This is a genomic window from Solimonas terrae, assembly GCF_011067135.1.
Classification (GTDB): Bacteria; Pseudomonadota; Gammaproteobacteria; order Nevskiales; family Nevskiaceae; genus Solimonas; species Solimonas terrae.
In genome coordinates this window covers 280,018-298,547 of sequence record NZ_JAAMOW010000004.1, presented here as the reverse complement: position 1 = coordinate 298,547, position 18,530 = coordinate 280,018, and the positions used below count along the sequence as shown (strand labels likewise).

At 65.3% G+C, this 18,530-nt stretch carries 17 protein-coding genes and 1 pseudogene; 15 read left to right on the top strand and 3 right to left on the bottom strand.

The window, feature by feature from the left end; all coding sequences use genetic code 11:
• The first annotated feature begins 47 nt into the window (after positions 1-47).
• The 7 genes and pseudogenes from G7Y85_RS09565 (at position 48) to G7Y85_RS09535 (ending at position 6,020) form a co-directional block, all read left to right on the top strand.
• Positions 48-1,475 (top strand): M20 family metallopeptidase, encoded by a 1,428-nt coding sequence (locus G7Y85_RS09565; protein ID WP_166255500.1) that lies wholly within the window; start codon positions 48-50, stop codon positions 1,473-1,475.
• Between the two features lie 20 nt (positions 1,476-1,495).
• On the top strand, positions 1,496-2,137 hold the full coding sequence (locus tag G7Y85_RS09560) for a hypothetical protein (RefSeq protein WP_166255497.1): 642 nt from the start codon (positions 1,496-1,498) through the stop codon (positions 2,135-2,137).
• Between the two features lie 139 nt (positions 2,138-2,276).
• The gene (locus G7Y85_RS09555) at positions 2,277-2,834 is read left to right on the top strand and encodes an ECF-type sigma factor (RefSeq protein WP_166255494.1); all 558 of its coding nucleotides are present in this window, start codon (positions 2,277-2,279) and stop codon (positions 2,832-2,834) included.
• A gap of 4 nt (positions 2,835-2,838) precedes the next feature.
• Positions 2,839-3,888: pseudogene (locus tag G7Y85_RS20635) on the top strand (serine/threonine-protein kinase); the annotation flags it as partial.
• Between the two features lie 274 nt (positions 3,889-4,162).
• Positions 4,163-5,281, top strand: coding sequence for a tetratricopeptide repeat protein (locus tag G7Y85_RS09545; protein ID WP_241696093.1), 1,119 nt, complete (start codon positions 4,163-4,165; stop codon positions 5,279-5,281).
• A gap of 278 nt (positions 5,282-5,559) precedes the next feature.
• Complete coding sequence (locus tag G7Y85_RS09540; RefSeq protein ID WP_166255485.1) at positions 5,560-5,799, top strand: hypothetical protein; 240 nt, start codon at positions 5,560-5,562, stop codon at positions 5,797-5,799.
• Positions 5,796-6,020 carry a hypothetical protein gene (locus G7Y85_RS09535; protein ID WP_166255482.1) on the top strand — a complete coding sequence of 75 codons (225 nt, stop codon included), beginning with the start codon at positions 5,796-5,798 and terminating at the stop codon, positions 6,018-6,020. Before G7Y85_RS09540 ends, G7Y85_RS09535 begins: the two co-directional genes overlap by 4 nt.
• 6 nt (positions 6,021-6,026) lie before the next feature.
• On the opposite strand, the gene G7Y85_RS09530 is transcribed toward G7Y85_RS09535, so the two are convergent.
• Both G7Y85_RS09530 and G7Y85_RS09525 read right to left on the bottom strand, forming a co-directional pair.
• Positions 6,027-6,731, bottom strand: a complete 705-nt coding sequence (locus tag G7Y85_RS09530; protein WP_166255479.1) for a glutathione S-transferase N-terminal domain-containing protein — start codon at positions 6,729-6,731, stop codon at positions 6,027-6,029.
• Between the two features lie 184 nt (positions 6,732-6,915).
• Positions 6,916-8,412, bottom strand: a complete 1,497-nt coding sequence (locus tag G7Y85_RS09525; RefSeq protein WP_166255476.1) for a peptide MFS transporter — start codon at positions 8,410-8,412, stop codon at positions 6,916-6,918.
• 210 nt (positions 8,413-8,622) lie between these two features.
• On the opposite strand from G7Y85_RS09525, the gene G7Y85_RS09520 reads away from it, so the two are divergent.
• From G7Y85_RS09520 to G7Y85_RS09495, 6 genes are all read left to right on the top strand, one after another.
• The gene (locus tag G7Y85_RS09520) at positions 8,623-9,537 is read left to right on the top strand and encodes a helix-turn-helix transcriptional regulator (protein WP_166255473.1); all 915 of its coding nucleotides are present in this window, start codon (positions 8,623-8,625) and stop codon (positions 9,535-9,537) included.
• A 188-nt stretch (positions 9,538-9,725) separates the two neighbouring features.
• Positions 9,726-12,278 (top strand): TonB-dependent receptor, encoded by a 2,553-nt coding sequence (locus tag G7Y85_RS09515; RefSeq protein ID WP_166255470.1) that lies wholly within the window; start codon positions 9,726-9,728, stop codon positions 12,276-12,278.
• Between the two features lie 75 nt (positions 12,279-12,353).
• On the top strand, positions 12,354-13,058 hold the full coding sequence (locus G7Y85_RS09510; RefSeq protein WP_166255467.1) for a hypothetical protein: 705 nt from the start codon (positions 12,354-12,356) through the stop codon (positions 13,056-13,058).
• On the top strand, positions 13,055-13,852 hold the full coding sequence (locus tag G7Y85_RS09505; protein WP_166255464.1) for a hypothetical protein: 798 nt from the start codon (positions 13,055-13,057) through the stop codon (positions 13,850-13,852). The genes G7Y85_RS09510 and G7Y85_RS09505 overlap by 4 nt, the downstream gene beginning before the upstream one ends.
• Before the next feature lie 20 nt (positions 13,853-13,872).
• Positions 13,873-14,460 carry a cytochrome c oxidase subunit 3 gene (locus tag G7Y85_RS09500; RefSeq protein WP_366514943.1) on the top strand — a complete coding sequence of 196 codons (588 nt, stop codon included), beginning with the start codon at positions 13,873-13,875 and terminating at the stop codon, positions 14,458-14,460.
• 3 nt (positions 14,461-14,463) lie between these two features.
• The gene (locus G7Y85_RS09495) at positions 14,464-14,742 is read left to right on the top strand and encodes a cytochrome C oxidase subunit IV family protein (RefSeq protein ID WP_166255461.1); all 279 of its coding nucleotides are present in this window, start codon (positions 14,464-14,466) and stop codon (positions 14,740-14,742) included.
• Positions 14,743-14,833: 91 nt separating this feature from the next.
• On the opposite strand, the gene G7Y85_RS09490 is transcribed toward G7Y85_RS09495, so the two are convergent.
• Positions 14,834-15,712, bottom strand: coding sequence for a cytochrome P450 (locus G7Y85_RS09490; RefSeq protein ID WP_206675549.1), 879 nt, complete (start codon positions 15,710-15,712; stop codon positions 14,834-14,836).
• 407 nt (positions 15,713-16,119) lie between these two features.
• Between G7Y85_RS09490 and G7Y85_RS09485 the strand changes: the two genes are divergently transcribed.
• Positions 16,120-16,578, top strand: coding sequence for a MarR family winged helix-turn-helix transcriptional regulator (locus G7Y85_RS09485; protein WP_166255458.1), 459 nt, complete (start codon positions 16,120-16,122; stop codon positions 16,576-16,578).
• Positions 16,579-16,796: 218 nt separating this feature from the next.
• Complete coding sequence (locus G7Y85_RS09480) at positions 16,797-18,416, top strand: ABC-F family ATP-binding cassette domain-containing protein (protein WP_166255455.1); 1,620 nt, start codon at positions 16,797-16,799, stop codon at positions 18,414-18,416.
• The last annotated feature ends 114 nt before the right edge of the window (positions 18,417-18,530 follow it).

The window sequence follows — 18,530 nt, the reverse complement described above, 5'->3', positions numbered from 1 at the left end:
GCGACGAGACGGCACAATGGGCGACGCCTCGCACCCGGCCGATCGCCATGAACACGAAAAAGCTGCAGTCCTACGTCAATGCGCTCTGGGACGACGAAATCGTCCCGCAGCTGACCGACTACATCCGCATCCCGAACAAGAGCCCGATGTTCGATCCGCAGTGGGCCGAACACGGCTACATGGACGCCGCGGTCGCGCTGATGGAAAGCTGGGCGCGCGGCAAGCTGCCGGCGCTGGCCGGCGCCACGCTCGAAGTCGTGCGCCTGCCCGGCCGCACCCCGCTGATCTACATTGACGTGCCCGCCGCCAACGGCGGATCGGATGACGACTGCGTGCTGCTGTACGGCCACCTCGACAAGCAGCCGGAGATGAGCGGCTGGACCGAGGGCTACGGTCCGTGGACCCCGCGTCTGGTCGGCGACAAGCTCTACGGGCGCGGCGGCGCCGACGACGGCTATGCGATCTTCGGCTCGCTCGCCGCGCTGCTCGCGCTGCGCGATCAGGGCCTGCCGCAGGCGCGCTGCGTGGTGATGATCGAAGCCTGCGAGGAATCGGGCAGCTATGACCTTCCGTTCTATGTCGATTACCTTGCCCCGCGCATCGGCAGTCCGTCGCTGGTGATCTGTCTGGATTCCGGTTGCGGCAACTACGAACAGCTGTGGCTGACGACCAGCCTGCGCGGTCTCACCGGCGGCAACCTGCGCGTGCAGGTGCTCGAAGAAGGCGTGCATTCGGGCGATGCGTCCGGCGCCGTACCGTCGAGCTTCCGCATCCTGCGCGAACTGCTGTCGCGTCTCGAAAACGAGAACAACGGCGAGATCAAACCCGGCGATTTCCACGTCGAGATTCCCCGTCAACGCATTGAACAGGCGAAGCGGGTTTCGGAAACGCTCGGCACCGATCTGTACACCAAGTTCCCTTTCACCGACGGCATGCAGCCGGTCACGCCGGACCTCACCGAACTGGTGCTCAATCGCACCTGGCGCCCGCAGCTCGCGGTCACCGGCATCGACGGCATGCCGCCACTCGCCAGCGCCGGCAACGTGTTGCGGCCGTATACCACCGTGAAGTTGTCGCTGCGCATTCCGCCGACGCTCGACGGCGTGAAGGCCGGCGAAGCGCTGAAGAAGCTGCTCGAAACCGATCCACCGTACGGCGCCAAGGTCACGCTCGATCTGGAGAAAGCCGGTGGCGGCTGGAATGCGCCGGCGCTGTCGCAGTGGCTGGAAGATGCCGTCGCGCAAGCGTCGCAGACCTATTTCGGCAGGCCTGCCGCCTACATGGGCGAAGGCGGCTCGATTCCGTTCATGGGCATGCTCGGCGAGAAATTCCCGGACGCACAGTTCCTGATCACCGGCGTACTCGGCCCGCATTCCAATGCGCATGGCCCGAACGAATTCCTGCACATCCCGATGGGCAAACGCGTGACGATGGTGGTGGCCGACGTGCTGGAAAAGCACGCGTTGCCACGCTGAACATGCCAGGCCGCACCACCATGCGGCGTCGTTTGCGTCGGAAGCTCGCATGCGTCATCGCATGCCTGCTGGCGCTGGCATCGATCGGCTCGGGGGCCGCCGGCACCAACGTCGGCGGTCAGAGCCGGCGCGTCGAGCTGTCGCGGCAGGATCGCGTGACCGTCCGCGGACTGGCCTGCACGCCATACGGCGTCGGAATCGAAAGCATGGCGCCGGCGCTGCGCTGGAGCTATGGCGGCAAATTCACTCCGGTCATCGAAGTGTCGCTGCGATGTGCGCCGCATGACCGCGTCGACGGCCTGCCCAGTCACTACAACGTCGAGTGCCGCCGCGATGCCGATCGCCCCGATCGCGCCTGGCAATGCCTGGGCTGGAAGGCGATTCTGGTGCCGACGCCGATCGGCGACATCGCGATCGAACCCGGCCCCTATTCCGACGACTTCGCGACCCGCACGGTACGCGCCGCGCTGGACACCAGCCGCTTCCAGCACGAGGTCCACACCGCCCTGCCCAGCGGCTGCCGACTGGCATCGAACTGGGACGGCAGCGGCCAGGAGCTTGCCGAACTGTCTTGCGCGAGCGGCCATCGCTTCCTGTTCTCGTTCTGGTGCCCTCAGGGCGACTGTCCACGCCTGATGACGGTAACGCCTCCCGGCCTGTGAGACACACCCGGCTCCCGGCGCACCCTTTGCCGGCTGCTCGATGTGCGGCACTTCGCAGTTCTCGAACGGTCCGGCATTCAGCGTCCCGTCCCTGCCGTATGCTGCGCGTACCGCATGGGAGTGCGGGATCGGGGGCGGCATGGGCGAAATCACCACACTGTTGCAACGTGCGCAAGGCGGCGACACGCAGGCGCATCAGGCGCTTTTCACCTGCGTGTACAACGAGCTGCGCGTCCTCGCCCGCGCCCGCCTCGCGCAGGAGTCGGCGCTGACGCAACTCGATGCGACCGGCCTGGTGCACGAAACCTATCTGCGTTTGAGCAACGGTGTTGCCTTGCCGGCCACCGATCGTCGCGCCTTCTTCGCTTTGGCAGCCGCAGTCATGCGCAACGTCCTGGTCGACCACGCGCGCCGCCGCCAGTCGGCAAAGCGCGGCGGCGGCGTGGCACCGGTAACTCTGATCACGCAAGTCGCGGCCGAGTGCGAAGCCGACGAACCAACCGACGTCGAGGCGCTGGACGCGGCACTCAAGCAATTGCAGCGTTTCGATCCACGCTGCCACGACGTCGTCGAGCTGCGCTATTTCGGCGGGCTGTCGCTGGAGGAAATTGCCGAATCGCTGAATATGTCGCTGGCGACCGTCAAGCGGGACTGGCAGAAGGCACGAGCATTTCTGTTCAGATCGATGCGGAGCTGAGGCCATGGACGAGCCTGACAATGTGACCGGCTGGCGCGCCGCCTTCGCGGCGTTCGAGCGCCTGCTCGGTCTGGAAAGCACCGAGCGCGAACAGGCAATCGAAAAACTTCGTGCGCAGGACCCGGGTCTGTGGGTGCAGGTGCACACATTGTTGCGCGCCGACGAACAGGCCGAACGGGCGGCCTTTCTCGATCAGCACCAGGGCAATTCCGAGCGGCAGCAGATTCAGATCGGCAGCACGCTCGGCGCCTATCGCATAGAACGGCGACTGGGCGAAGGCGGCATGGGCGAAGTCTGGCTCGCACGACGCGCCGACGGCCTGTTCGAGACCCCGGTTGCGCTGAAACTGCTGCACCTGCACCTCGGGCAATCGTCGGCACGCGAACGCTTTCTGCGGGAAGGCCGCATCCTCGGCGAGCTCGCGCATCGCCACGTCGCGCGTCTGCTCGATGCCGGCATCCTGCCGGGCGGCCAGCTCTATCTGGCAATCGAGTATGTCGAGGGCGATCGCATCGATCGCTGGTGCGACGCCCGGCAGCTCGATCTGCCTGCGCGCATCACCCTGTTCCTGCAAGTCTGCGCCGCCGTCAGCCATGCGCATGCACACCTGGTCGTGCATCGCGACATCAAACCGTCGAACATTCTCGTGACACCGGACGGCGAGGCGAAGCTGCTCGACTTCGGCATTGCCAAACTCGTCGAGCACGAAACCGGCTCCGGGGCCGAGACCGAACTGACGCGCCTCGGCGGCCGGGCGATGACGCCGGAGTACGCCGCACCCGAGCAGATGAGCGGTGCCGCGATCACCGTCGTCACCGATGTCTACTCGCTCGGCGTGCTGCTGTACTGGCTGCTCAGCGGCCGACGCCCCTACGGCGATGCCGGACAGACCTATTCGCAGATCGAGCGGCAGATACTCGATGCCGAAGTGCCGCCGATGAGCCACTGGCGCATCAGCGAACGCAGCCGGATCCTGCCGGAGGCCAGCGCCATCGCCCGCACGCGCGGCAGCCTGCCGCGAAAGCTGCGGGAAGCACTGAAAGGCGACCTCGACACCATCGTCGGCAAGGCCTTGCAGAAAGCACCGGGACGTCGCTATGCGTCGGTCGATGCACTTGCCGACGATCTGCGGCGCCATCTCGACAACCAGCCCGTGCTCGCCAGGCCCGACACGTTCAGCTACCGGGTGCGCAAGTTCGGGCGACGGCACCGCCTCACCGTGGCCGCGACCGCGCTCGTCACCATCACCTTGCTCGGCGGCCTCGCCGGCACCTTCTGGCAGGCACACCGCGCGCGCGGAGGCGGCGCGCGCCGACGCCCAGGCCGAGTTGGCGCGTCAGCAAGCGGTCGAAGCTCAGGAGGAAACGCAAAGAGTACGCAAGACGAAACAGTTCTTCGTCTCGATCTTTCAGAACGCCGATCCGATGCTGCGCAAGGACCGCGCCCCCCTTACCGTCGCCGGCGCCCTGGACGACGCCGTCAATCGCGTCGACATCGAGCTCGACGACGATCCGAAATTGCAGGCCGATCTGCTCAACGATCTCGGAGAGATCAAGGCCAATTCCGGTCATCTCACGGAAGCACAGGCCATGTTCCGCCGCGCGCTGCCGCTGCAGGAAAAAACGCTGGCAGCCGACGACCCGGCTCTCGCCAACACGCTTGTCAACCTCGGCGTCATCGGCCGGTACCTGAGTGAACCCGTCGGCGAGCTGCAGGCATACATGAGCCGCGCGGTCGCCATCCTCGAACAGCACGCGGACAGCGAGGGCGAGGCCTTGGCCAACGCACGCGAGGGCCTTGCAGGCATTTATCTGGAACAGCACAAGGACGCAGAGGCACAGGTGTTGATGGAGCAGATGCTGGCCTACGCCCGCCAGCACGCGGGCGCGAATACGCGGCAGCTTGGCCTCGCACTCGGGAACCTGGGGGCCCTCGCCTATCACCGCCATCACTACGACGAAGCCAGGCGCTATCTCACCGAATGCCTGGGCGTCCTCGAGTCGTCCTACGGGCCCGAGTCGGCTGCCCTGAACGATTGTCTGGCGACGATGAGCGAATTGTCCGACGCGCTCGGGGACTTGCCGGCGACCGTCCGCTACGCCGAACGCAACGAGCTGGTGACTCGGGCGGTCGAGGGCGACCATCCGTTCCGCGCTCGGTCGCTCGCAATGCTCGGCGAAGCACGCCGCGAGCAAGGTCGTGACGCCGAGAGCGAAAGTCTGTTGCTGCAGGCACTCGCGATGTACGAACGCCTTGGCCTGGCGCACGACCTTTTCACGACGGCCAGTCTCGCGCGCCTGCGCGACAAAGCCCACCGCTATGCCGACGTGTTGCGCCTGGCCGACGGCGGGCTTACGCAATGTGCAAAGGACTCGACCTTGACGGACTGCCGCTCGCTTACCGAACTGCGGGCACGAGCGCAGGCAGCGCTCGCCCGAAAAGGCTGAAGTGCCGTGGCGGTCCGGCCCGCCGCAGGCCCGCACTTTTCGCGAATCCGCCACAGCGCGCCGGCGCCGTCGGAATGACCGCGAGCCGCACCGAACTGGCGCAACGGCGCGACACGGCGGTGCGCAGAACCGCCCAGGCGATCACCTGCACCCCGAAACCGTGACGGATCGCACACACAGCCGCGTTTTTTCAACAACAGATGAGCCGTTTGCGAACCAGACTGCGCCTTAGTCCATGAGAGCGGAATGTTCTCTCGGAATCTTCAGGGAGTGGAGTGATGGACAAGCAAACGGAAGAAAAGCTCGCCGGCCTGCTGTTGAGCGGCGATGTGGCGGCACAGATGGGGGTCGGTACGGCGCGACGCTATTTCGAGGTGACGATCACGCAGCTGCCGGCGACGACGCGTTCGATCGCCGAGCGTCTGGCCAGCCTGCGCCGGCGCTTCGGAATGAACGGACAGAACCCGGACGTCGGCGATCGGACACAAGCCGCCACGGTTGAAGGAGATCGGCAATGAGCGCAATTCTTCTGGTCGATTTCATCATCGCCGCGAGCACGCTCAGCATCGCGGTACTGGCCGGGCTGCTGCTGCACGACCACCAGCAGATCACGGCCGAAGCGGAAGCGGCCGCGACGTCGGTGCGCGACACGGCTCAGGCCGGCAGCGAAGGCGCTGAGGCAAGCGTCGATGTCGCCGCACCGATCGCCGAACTGCAGCCCTGGCGCCAGGCGGCCTGAGCCGGATCAGGCCGGAATCGCCAGCCCGCGTTGCACCGCCGGGCGCGCGAGAAAGGCATCGAGGACGCGCTGCACGTTGCGGAAGTCGGAAAAGCCGACGATCTCGCGTGCAGCGTAGAAGCCGATCAGATTGCGTACCCAGGGAAACGTCGCGATGTCGGCGATGGTGTACGTCTCGCCCATGATCCAGGCGCGTCCCTGCAGCCGTTGATCGAGCACCTGCAGCAGACGCCGGCTTTCGGCGACATAGCGATCGCGTGGCCGCTTGTCCTCGTAGTCCTTGCCGGCGAATTTGTGGAAGAAGCCGAGCTGGCCGAACATCGGGCCGATGCCGCCCATCTGGAACATCAGCCACTGGATGGTTTCGTAGCGGCCGGCCGCATGGGCAGGCATGAACAGACCGTGCCTGTCGGCGAGATAGATCAGGATCGCACCGGACTCGAACAGCGGCAGCGGCGCGCCATCCGGGCCGTGCGGATCGAGGATCGCCGGAATCTTGTTGTTCGGATTGAGCGACAGAAACGCCGGCGAGTGCTGATCGTCGGCCTCGAAGCTGACCTTGTGCGCCTCGTACGGCAGGCCGCATTCCTCGAGCATGATCGAGACCTTCACGCCGTTCGGCGTCGGCAGCGAATACAGCTGGAGGCGATCCGGGTGCTGCGCCGGCCATTTGGCCGTGATCGGGAATGCGGACAGCTCGGCGGCAGTCATGGGCAGGCGTCTCCGGGAGATGAGTCGATCATCGTAGCAAGCCACCAGCCCGCGCCCGACGCGAGGATCGGCAGGCGCTCGCGTCGAGCCCCATCATCGCGATGAACCCGAAAGCCGCTGGCGGTGGTCCAGGCGATTCGTCGCGCCGCGTGTCGCGGCTTCGAATCGCGATGCGGGCACAGGCCTACTGCGCCGCGGCAGCGGCGACCGGCACATTGGCGTCGGGGTTGCGGTCCTTGATCAGCTTGCGCAGGAACGGAATCAGCAGGATCAGCGCGATGCCGACGGCGACACTGCCGGCACCGAGTTGCGCGAACAAGGTGGCGTAGACCGGATCGGTCGCCAGCGCGGTGGTGCCGGCGGGCTCCGGAATCATTCCGGAAAAGTCTCCGGCGAACAGCGAGGCCAGACCGGTCACCAGCATCCAGCTTCCCATCATGATGCCCTGGTACTGGCGCGGCGCGAGCTTGCCGATCATCGCGTAGCCGATCGGCGAGATCAGCAATTCGCCGACGCTCTGGAAGATGTAGCTGGCAAACAACCAGCCGAAGCCGACGATGCCCTGCTCGTCGGCAAAGTGGATGCCGGCCGGCAGCGCGAGAAAGCCCAGCCCCATCAGCAGCAGCGACGCGGCGAACTGCACCGGAATGTCGAGATTCCAGCCGCGCGCGCGCAGGCGGACGAACCAGGCGGCCAGCAAGGGGCCACCGACGACGATGACGACGGTGTTGATGTTTTGAATCCACTGCGGCGCCACGGTCACGCCCCAGACCTGCAGATCGACGTTGTTGACCGCGAACAGCTGCAGACCGCTCGGCGCCATTTGATACAGCGCCCAGAACACCAGTGAACCGAGCGTGAGAATCAGATAGGCCCACATGTTGTGGCGTTCGAGACGATCGCGATGCGTCACGGTGAGCCAGACCAGGGCCGCGGCGACCACGGCGCATATCGCCTTGACCAGAGTCTCGGTCGTGTCCGGATACTGCAGCAGGCTGCGGACGATCGGCACCAGCAGGACCAGGATCGCGAGGCCGATGGCAAAGCGCCGGCGAAACGCGGCGCCGGTGGCTTCCAGCAGGGTCGTGTTGCGATCCGCCAGCGACTTCCAGTTGAATGCCGCCAGCACGATCGCGCTGAAATTGCCGAGCGTCGCGAACAGGAACAGACTGCTGTAGTTCTCGGTGAGCTGGTAATGCCCGGCGACCGTGAAGCCGATGAAGAAGCCGACATTCATGCCGGCGTAGTTCCACAGGAACGCACCCTCGCGACGGCTGTCCTCGGGCGCGAAGCGCTGCGTCAACATCATGTTGATGCAGGTCACGTTCAAGCCGCTGCCGGTCAGGAACAGGGCCAGCCCCCAGTAGAAACCGGTTGCGCTGCCGGTCGCGATCAGACCACAGCCGATCACCTGCAGGACCATGCCGCCGACGAAGAGATTGCGATTGCTGAGGAAGCGCCCGCCGAGATAACCGCCGAACAAATGCAGCCCGTAATTGAAGGCGCCGAACACCCCCATCACGGCGGTTGCCTGCTTGATCGGAAAATTCAGGTGCCGGGTCGTGTACAGGACCAGCGTCGAATACAGCACGGCAAATCCCAGTGTCGCGAAGATCTGGATGAAGAACAGCGCGCCCGTGCCTTCCGGAATCCTGTTGCGCGTGCGCGGTGTCGATGACAAGGCCGATCTCCCTGGGCGTGCGCCTGCGCGGCGGCGGCGAAGGACCGTCGGAGCGCGCGGGCGTGATGGGCAAGGATACCCGAGCGCGGGTCCGCGTCATGTCACGGGTTCGCAGCCGATCGTGGCCCCTGCGCGGTTCGCTTCGACGAGCCGCCGGCGCATAATCGACCGCACTCGGGTCCGGGACGGGCTGGCGATTGACCGACAACGATGACTAGCCGCGCACGCGCATCGATCCATGTCGAAGCAGAACTCGCTGCGCCCAGCGCGCAGGTGCAGCTCATCGAGTACCGCTTCGACGAGCCGCCGACCAGCGTCGTCCATCTCGACGACAAGATCCGCGTCGAACTGTGTCTGAACACGAGACACCGCAGCGCCCGCGCCAGCTTTGTCGACTACTGGACCACCGAGCACTTCGAGCGCATCGGTGAATTGTTCGTGGTGCCGCCGACCCTCGACATGGCAGCCCGCGCCGACGAAGACCGCACCCTGAAATCGCTGGTCTGCATGCTCGAAGTGGCGCCGGTGATGGCGCTGTTCGACCGCCTGCCGGAATTCACCGACCGCTTCCTGATCCTCGGCCTCGACGTCCGCGACGCGAATGTCCGCTACCTGATGCTGCGCCTGGCCGACGAGGCTCGGCACCCGGGTTTCGCCAGCCAGATTCTCGTCGAGTCGATCGCCGCGCAGCTGGGCGTCGATCTGCTGCGCTACGGCGCCGCGCTGCCGGAACGCCAGATTCGCGGCGGCCTGGCAGCCTGGCAGCTGCGGCGCATCGAGGAACGGCTGTACGAGATTCGCAGCAGTCCGAGCCTGCATGAACTGGCCGAACTCTGCTGCATCTCCGTGCGCCAGCTGACGCGCAGCTTTCGCAGCACGCGCGGCTGCTCGGTCGGCGCCTTCGTGGTCGATCGCCAGATCACCCACGCCAAGCGCATGCTCGCCGCCGATGAAAGCGTCGGCGCAATTGCCGGCGCGCTGGGCTTTTCTTCCTCGTCCAATTTCTGCGCGGCGTTCCGGCGCTCGGTCGGCATGACGCCCGGCGAGTACCAGCAATCGCTGCTCGCCCACCGCTCGTTCTACGCGGCGGGCTTCAAGCCGGACGATCGGCCCGCTCGCGCCTGAGCCACGGCAAGGGCGTCACCGACGGCGGCTTCGACTGCAGCCAGCCGCGCGCTTTGGCCCGATTTCAATGTCCGGTCCGGAAACCAGCCTAGACCCGGTCGTCGCGCCTGCATACCGTGTGGCCGACAGACGAACGCTCGGCATGGACCGCATGCGTCGCAGGGGAGGAATGTGTGAAGCAAGATGCCTTGAAGCGATTTTCCCGCCGAGGCGCAGCGTCGCTGGCACTGTGTCCGGCCTTGCTGCTGGCCTTGCCGGCTGCGGCACAGCAGACCGCCTCGCCTGGCGATGAGGCGACACAGGTCGCGCCGTCCGCGGCGTCCGGTCCGGAAGCGACGACCGATGTCTACAGCAGCATCCCGCTACCGGCGGCACCACCTGCGCCGGTCGCCGCTCCGCAAGCCGCGCCGGCAAGCGGGATCGCGGAAGTCATCGTCACCGCGCGGCGCACCGCGGAAAACCTGCAGGACGTGCCGGTCGCCATTTCGACGATGAACGCCGACGATCTGCAGCGCGAGCAGATCAACACGCCGCAGGATCTGCAGGGCCGTGTGCCATCGCTGGTGATCAGTTCCAGCAGCCAGATGCGCAACACCGAATCGCCGACCATCCGCGGCCAGGGCGCGCAGTACGGCGCCAGCCCCGGCGTGGTGATCTACATGGCGGAAGTGCCGCTGCCGTCGGACCCGGTCGCCAACAACCAGGGCGGTCCCGGCAAGTTCCTCGATCTCTCCAATCTGCAGATCCTCAAGGGATCGCAGGGCACGCTGTTCGGTCGCAACACCACGGGCGGCGCGATGCTGCTGGAACCCCACAAGCCCGAACCCGAATTCTCCGCGTCGCTGCAGGCGGGCGCCTCGAGCTACGCCGGCCAGAGCTACGAGGGCATGGTCAACATTCCGTTGATCGGCGACACGCTGATGTCGCGCTTCGCGGGGCAGTTCGTGCAGCGCGATGGCTTCACCAGGGACGTCGTGAGCGGCAAGGACTACGACAGCAAGCACTACTGGACCGGGCGTGGCGCGCTGACCTGGCGGCCGACCGACAGCGTCGAAAACTACTTCATGGGGTACTACACCAACAGCAGCGACAACGGCACGGCGACGGTCATCAAGCAGGTCAACCGGGAGGGAATCAATCAGGCCATTCCGGCGACGGTCGGGCTCGGCGCGCTTTCGCAGATTCCCGGCCTGGACCTGACGCAGGTCGCCAATCTCGGCTGCCTGGTCGTGAATCTGTTCGGGCCGTCGACCAACTGCGGACAGGACATCCTCGACGAGCAGGCGGCGCGCGGCAACCGCAAGGTCCAGCTCAGTGCCGATCCGACGGACAATCTGAACACCGGCGCAGTCGTCGATCAGTTCAGCTACGACCTCGATGAAGATCTGAAGCTGCGCAACATCGCCAGCTATTCGTCCTTCACGCATCAGTATCGCTGGGACCTCGACGGTTCGCGCGCCGCATTCAACGACTTCATCAATCCGCGCGACAACGACGAAGCCAATCTCGACACCGTCACCGAAGAGTTGCAGTTGCAGGGCAAGGCGCTGAACGATGCGCTCAAGTACGTGGTCGGCGGCTATTACGAGCACACCGACTCGAAGGGCCAGATCGATGGCACCTCGCTGTTCTTCGTCAACGTCGTGCAGAAGTACGATTTGACGAAGCGCTCGATCGCTCCGTTCGCCCAGGGCACCTATGATCTCGGCGCACTGTTCGATGCCCTGTCGGGCCTGAGCCTGACTGCCGGTGTCCGCTATACCTGGGACGACACCGACGGCACGGCATCGATCCGGCAAGTCGCGGCCGGCCTCGTGCCGCTGGTCGATGCGTCGCACGACGCCGAAGCCAAAGCCTCGGCGCTGACCTACACGGCGGGGCTGGACTACAAGCTCGGCACGACGCTGCTGTACGGCAAGGTCAGCCGCGGCTACAAGTCCGGGGGCATCTCGGTGGTCGTGGTCAATCCCGACCATTACACCTACAAGCCGGAATACGTGACCAACTACGAGCTCGGCGAGAAAACCGACTTCGAGATCGCCGGCATTCCGGCCCGCATCAACTCGGCGGTCTACTACACGGACTACAAGAACCTGCAGAAGGCCGGTTCCGACGCCTACGTGCCGCCGCACTCCTTGAGCCCGGTCCCGCAGCTCGGCGAAGCCATCTTCAACGTCGGCAAGGCCTGGGTCGCCGGTTTCGAAATGGACGCGACGATCGAACCGTTCACCGGCTTCACCTTCGTCGGCAGCTACGGCTACACCCGCGGCGAATACCAGAAGTTCGATCTGCTCTACGCCGGCGCCACGCAGCAGCTGGACTGCAGCGGCCAGCAGCGGCAAAGCGGTGACGTGCTGGAGCTGAGCTGCATTCCCTACGATGCGCCGCGCCATCAGTACAGCCTGTCGGCCCGTTATCTGCTGCCGTTCGATCCCGCGTACGGCGACATCGAGCCGTCCGTGACCTACGCCTGGACCGACTCGCACTACTCGGCGCAGACCACCTTGCCTGGCGACGAGCCGGGTGCCGAACTGCCCGCGGCCGGGCTGCTCAACGCGAGCATCAGCTGGCGCCACATCATGAACTCGCAGTTCGATCTGCAGCTGTACGGAACCAATCTCGCCAACAAGGAATACCGGATCTCGAACAGCAACCAGTGGCATCTGACGTACTTCGACTCCGCGATCTATTCGGAGCCTCGCATTGTTGGCGCCAATCTCAGCTATCGCTGGGGCAATTGAGACAACACGAATCCATGTCCGAAGGCTGCCGCCGGCCGAAGTGGCCGCGGCTGAAACCATGAACGAGAGCATGCAATGAACACCCGCGGCCAACGCATCCTGCTGTGGATCACGCCATTCGCCGGCGCGCTGTTCGTGCTGGCCTGGTTCATGTTTCCGGTGTTCTCGCCGCAGATGTCGCCGACACTGAGTCCGCAAGAAGTTGCCGCCTTCTTTCGTGCCAATGTCTCGGGAATACTGGGCGTCGTCATTCTCGGCAATCTGATCGGCGCCTCGCTGGCACCACTGTTCGCGGTGACGGCGACGCAGATGTCGCGCATCGGCAACTCCAGCGCGGTCTTCACCTACGCGTACATCATCTGCATCGGCATCGGCACGACGTCGTTCATCCTCGCCGACTATTGCTGGGGCGTTGCCGCCTTTCGCCCTGATCGCGATCCGCAGCTGATCAGCCTGCTCAACGACATGGCGTGGTTTCTGTTCACGGCGCCGGTCGGGGCCATCGTCGTGCAGAACCTCTGCCTTGCCTTGTGCGTCTATCTCGACAGCCGCACCGAACCGGTGTTTCCACGCTGGGTCGCGCATTTCAACGTCGCGACCGCCGTATTGATGATCCCGGGCGCATTCTCGCTGCTGTACAAGACCGGACCGCTGGCGTGGAACGGCAGCCTGTCTTTCAGCTTGCGCCTGGCCACGTTCTCGGTCTACGTCGCGGTGATGTTCCTGGTACTGCTGCGCGTCGTCGGCAATCAACGTGACAACGCGGAGATGATCGCGTGAACACGACGACCGCATCGACCCTGCCCGCCGCAGCTGCGCAAAAGATCCCGTGGCGCAAAAGCAAGAAGCTCGATCAGTGGATCTGCTACTGGAGCGTACCGTTCTTCTACAATCTGTTCGGCATTGTCTTCGTGCCGCTGAGCTGGATGATGCCACCGCGCTCGCCGAGCAGTCCGTTGCCGGATGTCGTCGCGTTCATGCAGTCGCACAATCTGCTGCTCGCCTGCGCAATCCTCACGCTCGCCTACGGTCTGGCGCCGGTCTCGAACGCGGTCTATCTGACACAGATGAAGCGCATGTCGGTGAACCCGGCGTTTCGCGTGACCCTGATGATCGGCTCGATCGCCGGCGCCATCGTCGGCATGCTGTTCCCGCTGTTCTGCTTCGGTCTCGGCGCCTTCCGCTCGGGTTACGAGCCAGCCGTACTGCAGATGCTCTACGACTTCGGCTATCTGGCGTTCATCGGCTCGCTGGGCTGTTTCTGCGCGATGTGGATGGCGTTCGGCCTCGCGATCCTGCTCGACCACAACAACATCCTGCCGAAGTGGCTGGGTTACTACACGGTCTGGCAATTCGTCACCGAACTGGTCGCCGCGCCGGTCTGGATCGACAAGTCGGGCGCGTTCGGCTGGAACGGGCTGATGACATTCTGGCTGGCGATGCTGATCTACGTGCCCTGGCAGTTCATCGTCTACGTCTGCATCTACAAGGCGATCCGGGATCAGCCCGAAGACGAGCTGGACAACGCAGTGGCACGCAAGCCGGGTCGTGCCCCGGCGGGAGCCGGCGCGTGACCGTGGCCGACGCCAGCGCCGTGGTCGATCGCGACACGCGCACGACGGTGGTGACAAGGTCCCGGCACGTACCCGGTGAGCCGAGCATGTGGTTCTTCGTGATCGGCGACCTGTTCATTTTCGCCATCTACTTTGTCCTCTACGTGGTCTATCGACAGCAGCAGCACGCACTGTTCCTGAGCAGCGAACAGCATCTGAATCAGGGCATCGGCGCGATCAACACCGTGGTCCTGCTCACCAGTTCGCTGTTCGTCGCGCTCGGCACCCAGACCGCGCGCCTCGGCAAGGCGCGCGACGCGATGCGGCTGTTCGTCTTCGCGGCCGCGACCGGCGCGCTCTTCCCGATCCTGAAATTGGTCGAGTGGCTGCCCGAACTCGGCGCCGGACTGACGCCGGGACACAATCTGTTCTTCATGTTCTATTACGTGATGGCCGGCCTGCATCTCTGTCACGTGATGCTTGGCCTGGTGATCATGTGCTTCGTGATCCGCGATCTGCGGATATCGAAAGCCCCCGACATGAAGTTCATCGAAGCCGGCGCCACCTACTGGCACATGGTCGATCTGCTGTGGCTGGTGCTGTTCGCGCTGTTCTATCTGATGAGGTAGCGCATGACCGCGTATCTGCGAAACCCCCTGACCATCGTCTGGGCGTTCCTGTCGTTCAGCACGGTCGTTTCCTGGGCGCTCAGCCGCGATGTCGGCGGCAGCGCACAGATGAGCGCCCTCGTCACGACCGGCGTGCTGCTGATTGCGGCGGTAAAAGCGCAGTTCGTGATCCGCTATTTCATGGAAGTCCGCCACGCGCCGGCGTGGCTCCAGCGCACCCTGAATGCCTGGCTGATCCTGCTGTTCGCCTTCCTGCTCGGCGCTTATTTCGCAGGCCTGTGATCCGTCTTTCGCTCACCTTCACGGGGAACGCCTGCCTGCCGCGGCGAGCGTCGAACGCATCGCTCGCGTCGCCACGCCGGAGCGCACCGATTCAGATGGCGGTGACGGTTATCGGCAGCCGCTCGTGGCGTCGCACCTGCAGGCTCGGCACCCAGCGCGGCGCTCTCGACGGATCAAGTGCGATGCAGGCGGTGCGGGCGAGCAGTCTGCGCAGCACGATCTGGCCTTCCAGCCTGGCGAGTGGCGCGCCCACGCACATGTGAATGCCCTTGCCGAAGCTCATGTGCCGGCGCGTCCGCGCCAGGTCGATCTCGTCGGGATTTTCGAAGGCGGCCGAATCGCGGTTGCCGGCGCTCCAGAACATCAGGACCGTCGCGCCTGCCGGAATCGCGACGCCACCCAGGACGGTGTCGCGCGTGGCAACGCGCAGGTGGTGCCGGAAAGGCGATTCCAGCCGCAATACTTCCTCCATGAAGTTCGGGATCAGTTCCGGCTGCGCGCGAAGTTGCCGCTGCAGGGCCTGATCGTCGGCCAGGATTCGCACCGCATTGCCCAGCAGGCTGGTCGTCGATTCGCCGCCAGCCGCGAGCATGATGTGCAGTATCGCCCGGGCTTCCGACTCGCGCAGCGCGCCGCTTTCCACACTTCGGCTGACCGAGGCCAGAATGTTGTCGCCCACCGCGGAAGCGGCGCGCAGCTGGGCCGCGATCCAGCGATGCGTGACAAAGCTGCGCAGCAGGCAGATCGCCAACTGCAGCAGCGTCGACGTTCCACCCACCACGGCAGACGAGTCGAACGCGGCCTGCAGCATCTTCCTGATGTCGCCGCCCTTGAACCCGATCAACTTGTTGACGATGGCGATCGGCAGCGGATTTGCCACGGATGCCATGAAATCGCCCGAACCCGCTTGCAGCAGACGATCGATGCATTGATCCGCAAGTTGTTCAATCTCCGGCGCCATCGCCGCCATCCGTCTGGCGACCAGATCCGGAAACACGGCCCGCCTGTGCGCCGTATGGGCCGGCGGATCGGCGGTCGCCAGGACCTGCAGGAGACCGCCACGCGTCAGACGGGCCGGTGTTCCATCGCGCCGTTGGTAGACGACACTGCGCATGTGGGAGGAGAAATCCTCGACGCGGCCGGCTGCTTCCTCCAGCAAGGCGTAGCTGGTCACCATGAATATCCCGGTCCCGGGCACATGCCACACCGGCGCGGTCCGGCGCAGATGCGCATAGAGCGGATATGGATGATCGAGCACCTCGCGATTCAGCAGCATCGCTGCCGGGATATGCTCCGCCAGGCAAGTCTCGATCTTCACAGCAATGACCTTTCATCCATAATTGACAGCATGCTGTCATTTCGACATTTCGGCGTCAAATGCATTCGACCAAGCCCGGAACACCCAACAAGCCGACGAACGACCTGATCGTCGAGGTCTTTCGCCTCAACGGCAGCCTTCTGGCCACGGCCGACCGGCTGGTTTCGAAATTCGGAATCACCGCCGCACGATGGCAGGTTCTGGGCGCGATCGGCCTGCCCGAGGAGCCGGAAACCGTGGCCCGCCTCGCGCGCAACATGGGCCTGAGCCGGCAAAGCGTGCAGCGCGTGGTCAACGAGATGGTCGACGAGGGCATGCTCCGTCTCCTGGAAAATCCTCACCACGCCCGCGCCAGGCTCGTGACGATGACCGACAAGGGGCGCAACATCTTCGCTGCGGCGATCGAGCTGCAGGAACCGTGGGTAAAATCGCTGAGCGCGGGAATCGGCAAGGACCGCATCAACGATGCCTGCAGGATTCTCCGGACCCTGCGCGAACGACTCGAAGCGAAAAGCTGAGCGCTGCGTGCGGCCGCCGGAATCCGGCAGCCGTCGCGGCAACATCGGCTTGTCGAGTCCGCTTCCGGTTTTCACCGCCGCCGCCGGCAGCAGTACAATTCCTTCTCCTGCAATCCAGGGTATTCGTCCAATGCGTCAGTAAAGCCCCGTAGCGGTTTACGGTTGGTTCCCGCCTGCGTTCTGCGCAGGCCGGACCGCAGGCTTTTGCTGGAGGCTGCATGACGAACCCGATCTCGCTGACGCTGCACGGCGTCTCGTGGCAACTGCCCGACGGCAGTTTTCTGTTCTCCGAACTCGATGCGACATTCGATGCCCGGCACACCGGCCTGGTCGGCCGCAACGGCGTCGGCAAGAGCGTGCTGGCGCGCATTCTCGCCGCCGAAGTGACACCGACCGGTGGACGCTGCGCACGCATCGGCCGCCTGCACTATCTGCCGCAGCAGATCACGCCGCGGGCCGGCGAAACCGTCGCCGATCTCGCCGGCGTGCGCGGCGCCCTCGATGCCCTGCACAGGATCGAAGCCGGCAGCACCCTGCAGGCCGACTTCGACGCGGTCGGCGATCGCTGGCAGCTGTCCGCGCAGCTGCAGCAGGCGCTGTCGGCGATGCAGCTCGGCCATCTGCAGGCGGACAGCGCGGCCATGCACTTGAGCGGTGGCGAGGCGATGCGCGTGGCCCTCGCCGGCGCACTGGTTTCCGACGCAGACTGGCTGATTCTCGACGAGCCGACCAATCACCTGGACGCCCGCCACCGCCGCGATCTGATCACGCAGCTGCAGCGCCGGTCCGGCGGACTGATCGTCGTCAGTCACGATCGCCTGCTGCTGGAATCGATGGCGCGCATCGTCGAATTGTCCGATCTCGGCCTGCGCAGCCATGGCGGCGGCTATTCGTTCTACGCCGAGCGCAAGGCGCATGAACGCGCGGTGGCGATCGAACAACTCGAACGGCGCAAGACCGACCGCCGCCGCCAAACCCGCGCGCTGACACGACAACGCGAACGGCTGGAGCAGCGCCAGTCGCGGGGGACGAGGCAGGCAGCGCAGGCCAATCAGGCCCCGATCCTGCTCGGACTGCAGAAGCAGCGCGCGGAGAACAGCGCGGGCAGGCTGCGCGTCGAGCAGGCCGCCGCACGGGCGACGCTGTCGCAGGGTGTGCGCGACGCCGCCGCGCAGGTCGAGGACGATCCGGCGATCGTGCTGCTGGCGCCGGGCGCGGCACCGACGATGCCGGAGCGGGTCGCGTCGCTGCGCGAGGTGCTGCTGCCGAACGTGCGCGGCCGGGCGCAGCGCATCGATCTGCGGCTGTCCGGCGCCCAGCGTGTCGGTCTGCTCGGGGCCAACGGCAGCGGCAAATCGACCTTGCTGAAGGTGCTCGCGGGATTGAGCGAACCGCTGTCCGGCGTTCGCGAACTCGCGGTCGAAACGGCGTATCTCGACCAGCGCCTCTCGACCCTGGACCCGGCGCGCTCGACACTGGAGCAAATGCTCGCAGCCAATCCGTCGGCCGACGAAAGTACCGTGCGCACGCAGCTGGCACTGCTCGGCCAGAACGCGGCGCGCGTGCCGTTGCCGACCGAACGACTCAGTGGCGGCGAACGCATTAAGGCGGCACTCGCGATGGCCTTGTATGCCGAACGACCGGCGCGACTGCTGTTGCTCGACGAGCCGGACAATCACCTCGATCTGGCCTCGGTGCAGGCGCTGGAGACGATGCTCAGGCAATACCGAGGTGCGTTGATCGTGGTATCGCACGACACCGCTTTTCTGGCGAACATCGAGCTGACACACAGGCTGCAGGCGAGCGAACGGGGCTGGCTGCTCACGGCCTGGTCGTGACGAGCGATTTGATCGCCCGATCCGCTCGTCGTTGCGGCACGGGTCGAAGCCTGCGCGGTCGCATCGGGCGCGACCCGCCGGCTTCCCGGTCGCCATCGCGACGAAAAACCCTCT

What these genes read in the sequence shown, in the direction of transcription:
- G7Y85_RS09565 (WP_166255500.1), top strand. Translation starts at nt 48, where the DNA reads ATGAACACGAAAAAGCTGCAGTCCTACGTCAATGCGCTCTGGGACGAC.
- G7Y85_RS09560 (WP_166255497.1), top strand. Translation starts at nt 1,496, where the DNA reads ATGCGGCGTCGTTTGCGTCGGAAGCTCGCATGCGTCATCGCATGCCTG.
- G7Y85_RS09555 (WP_166255494.1), top strand. Translation starts at nt 2,277, where the DNA reads ATGGGCGAAATCACCACACTGTTGCAACGTGCGCAAGGCGGCGACACG.
- G7Y85_RS09540 (WP_166255485.1), top strand. Translation starts at nt 5,560, where the DNA reads ATGGACAAGCAAACGGAAGAAAAGCTCGCCGGCCTGCTGTTGAGCGGC.
- G7Y85_RS09535 (WP_166255482.1), top strand. Translation starts at nt 5,796, where the DNA reads ATGAGCGCAATTCTTCTGGTCGATTTCATCATCGCCGCGAGCACGCTC.
- G7Y85_RS09530 (WP_166255479.1), bottom strand. Translation starts at nt 6,731, where the DNA reads ATGACTGCCGCCGAGCTGTCCGCATTCCCGATCACGGCCAAATGGCCG.
- G7Y85_RS09520 (WP_166255473.1), top strand. Translation starts at nt 8,623, where the DNA reads ATGACTAGCCGCGCACGCGCATCGATCCATGTCGAAGCAGAACTCGCT.
- G7Y85_RS09510 (WP_166255467.1), top strand. Translation starts at nt 12,354, where the DNA reads ATGAACACCCGCGGCCAACGCATCCTGCTGTGGATCACGCCATTCGCC.
- G7Y85_RS09495 (WP_166255461.1), top strand. Translation starts at nt 14,464, where the DNA reads ATGACCGCGTATCTGCGAAACCCCCTGACCATCGTCTGGGCGTTCCTG.
- G7Y85_RS09490 (WP_206675549.1), bottom strand. Translation starts at nt 15,712, where the DNA reads ATGGCGGCGATGGCGCCGGAGATTGAACAACTTGCGGATCAATGCATC.
- G7Y85_RS09485 (WP_166255458.1), top strand. Translation starts at nt 16,120, where the DNA reads ATGCATTCGACCAAGCCCGGAACACCCAACAAGCCGACGAACGACCTG.
- G7Y85_RS09480 (WP_166255455.1), top strand. Translation starts at nt 16,797, where the DNA reads ATGACGAACCCGATCTCGCTGACGCTGCACGGCGTCTCGTGGCAACTG.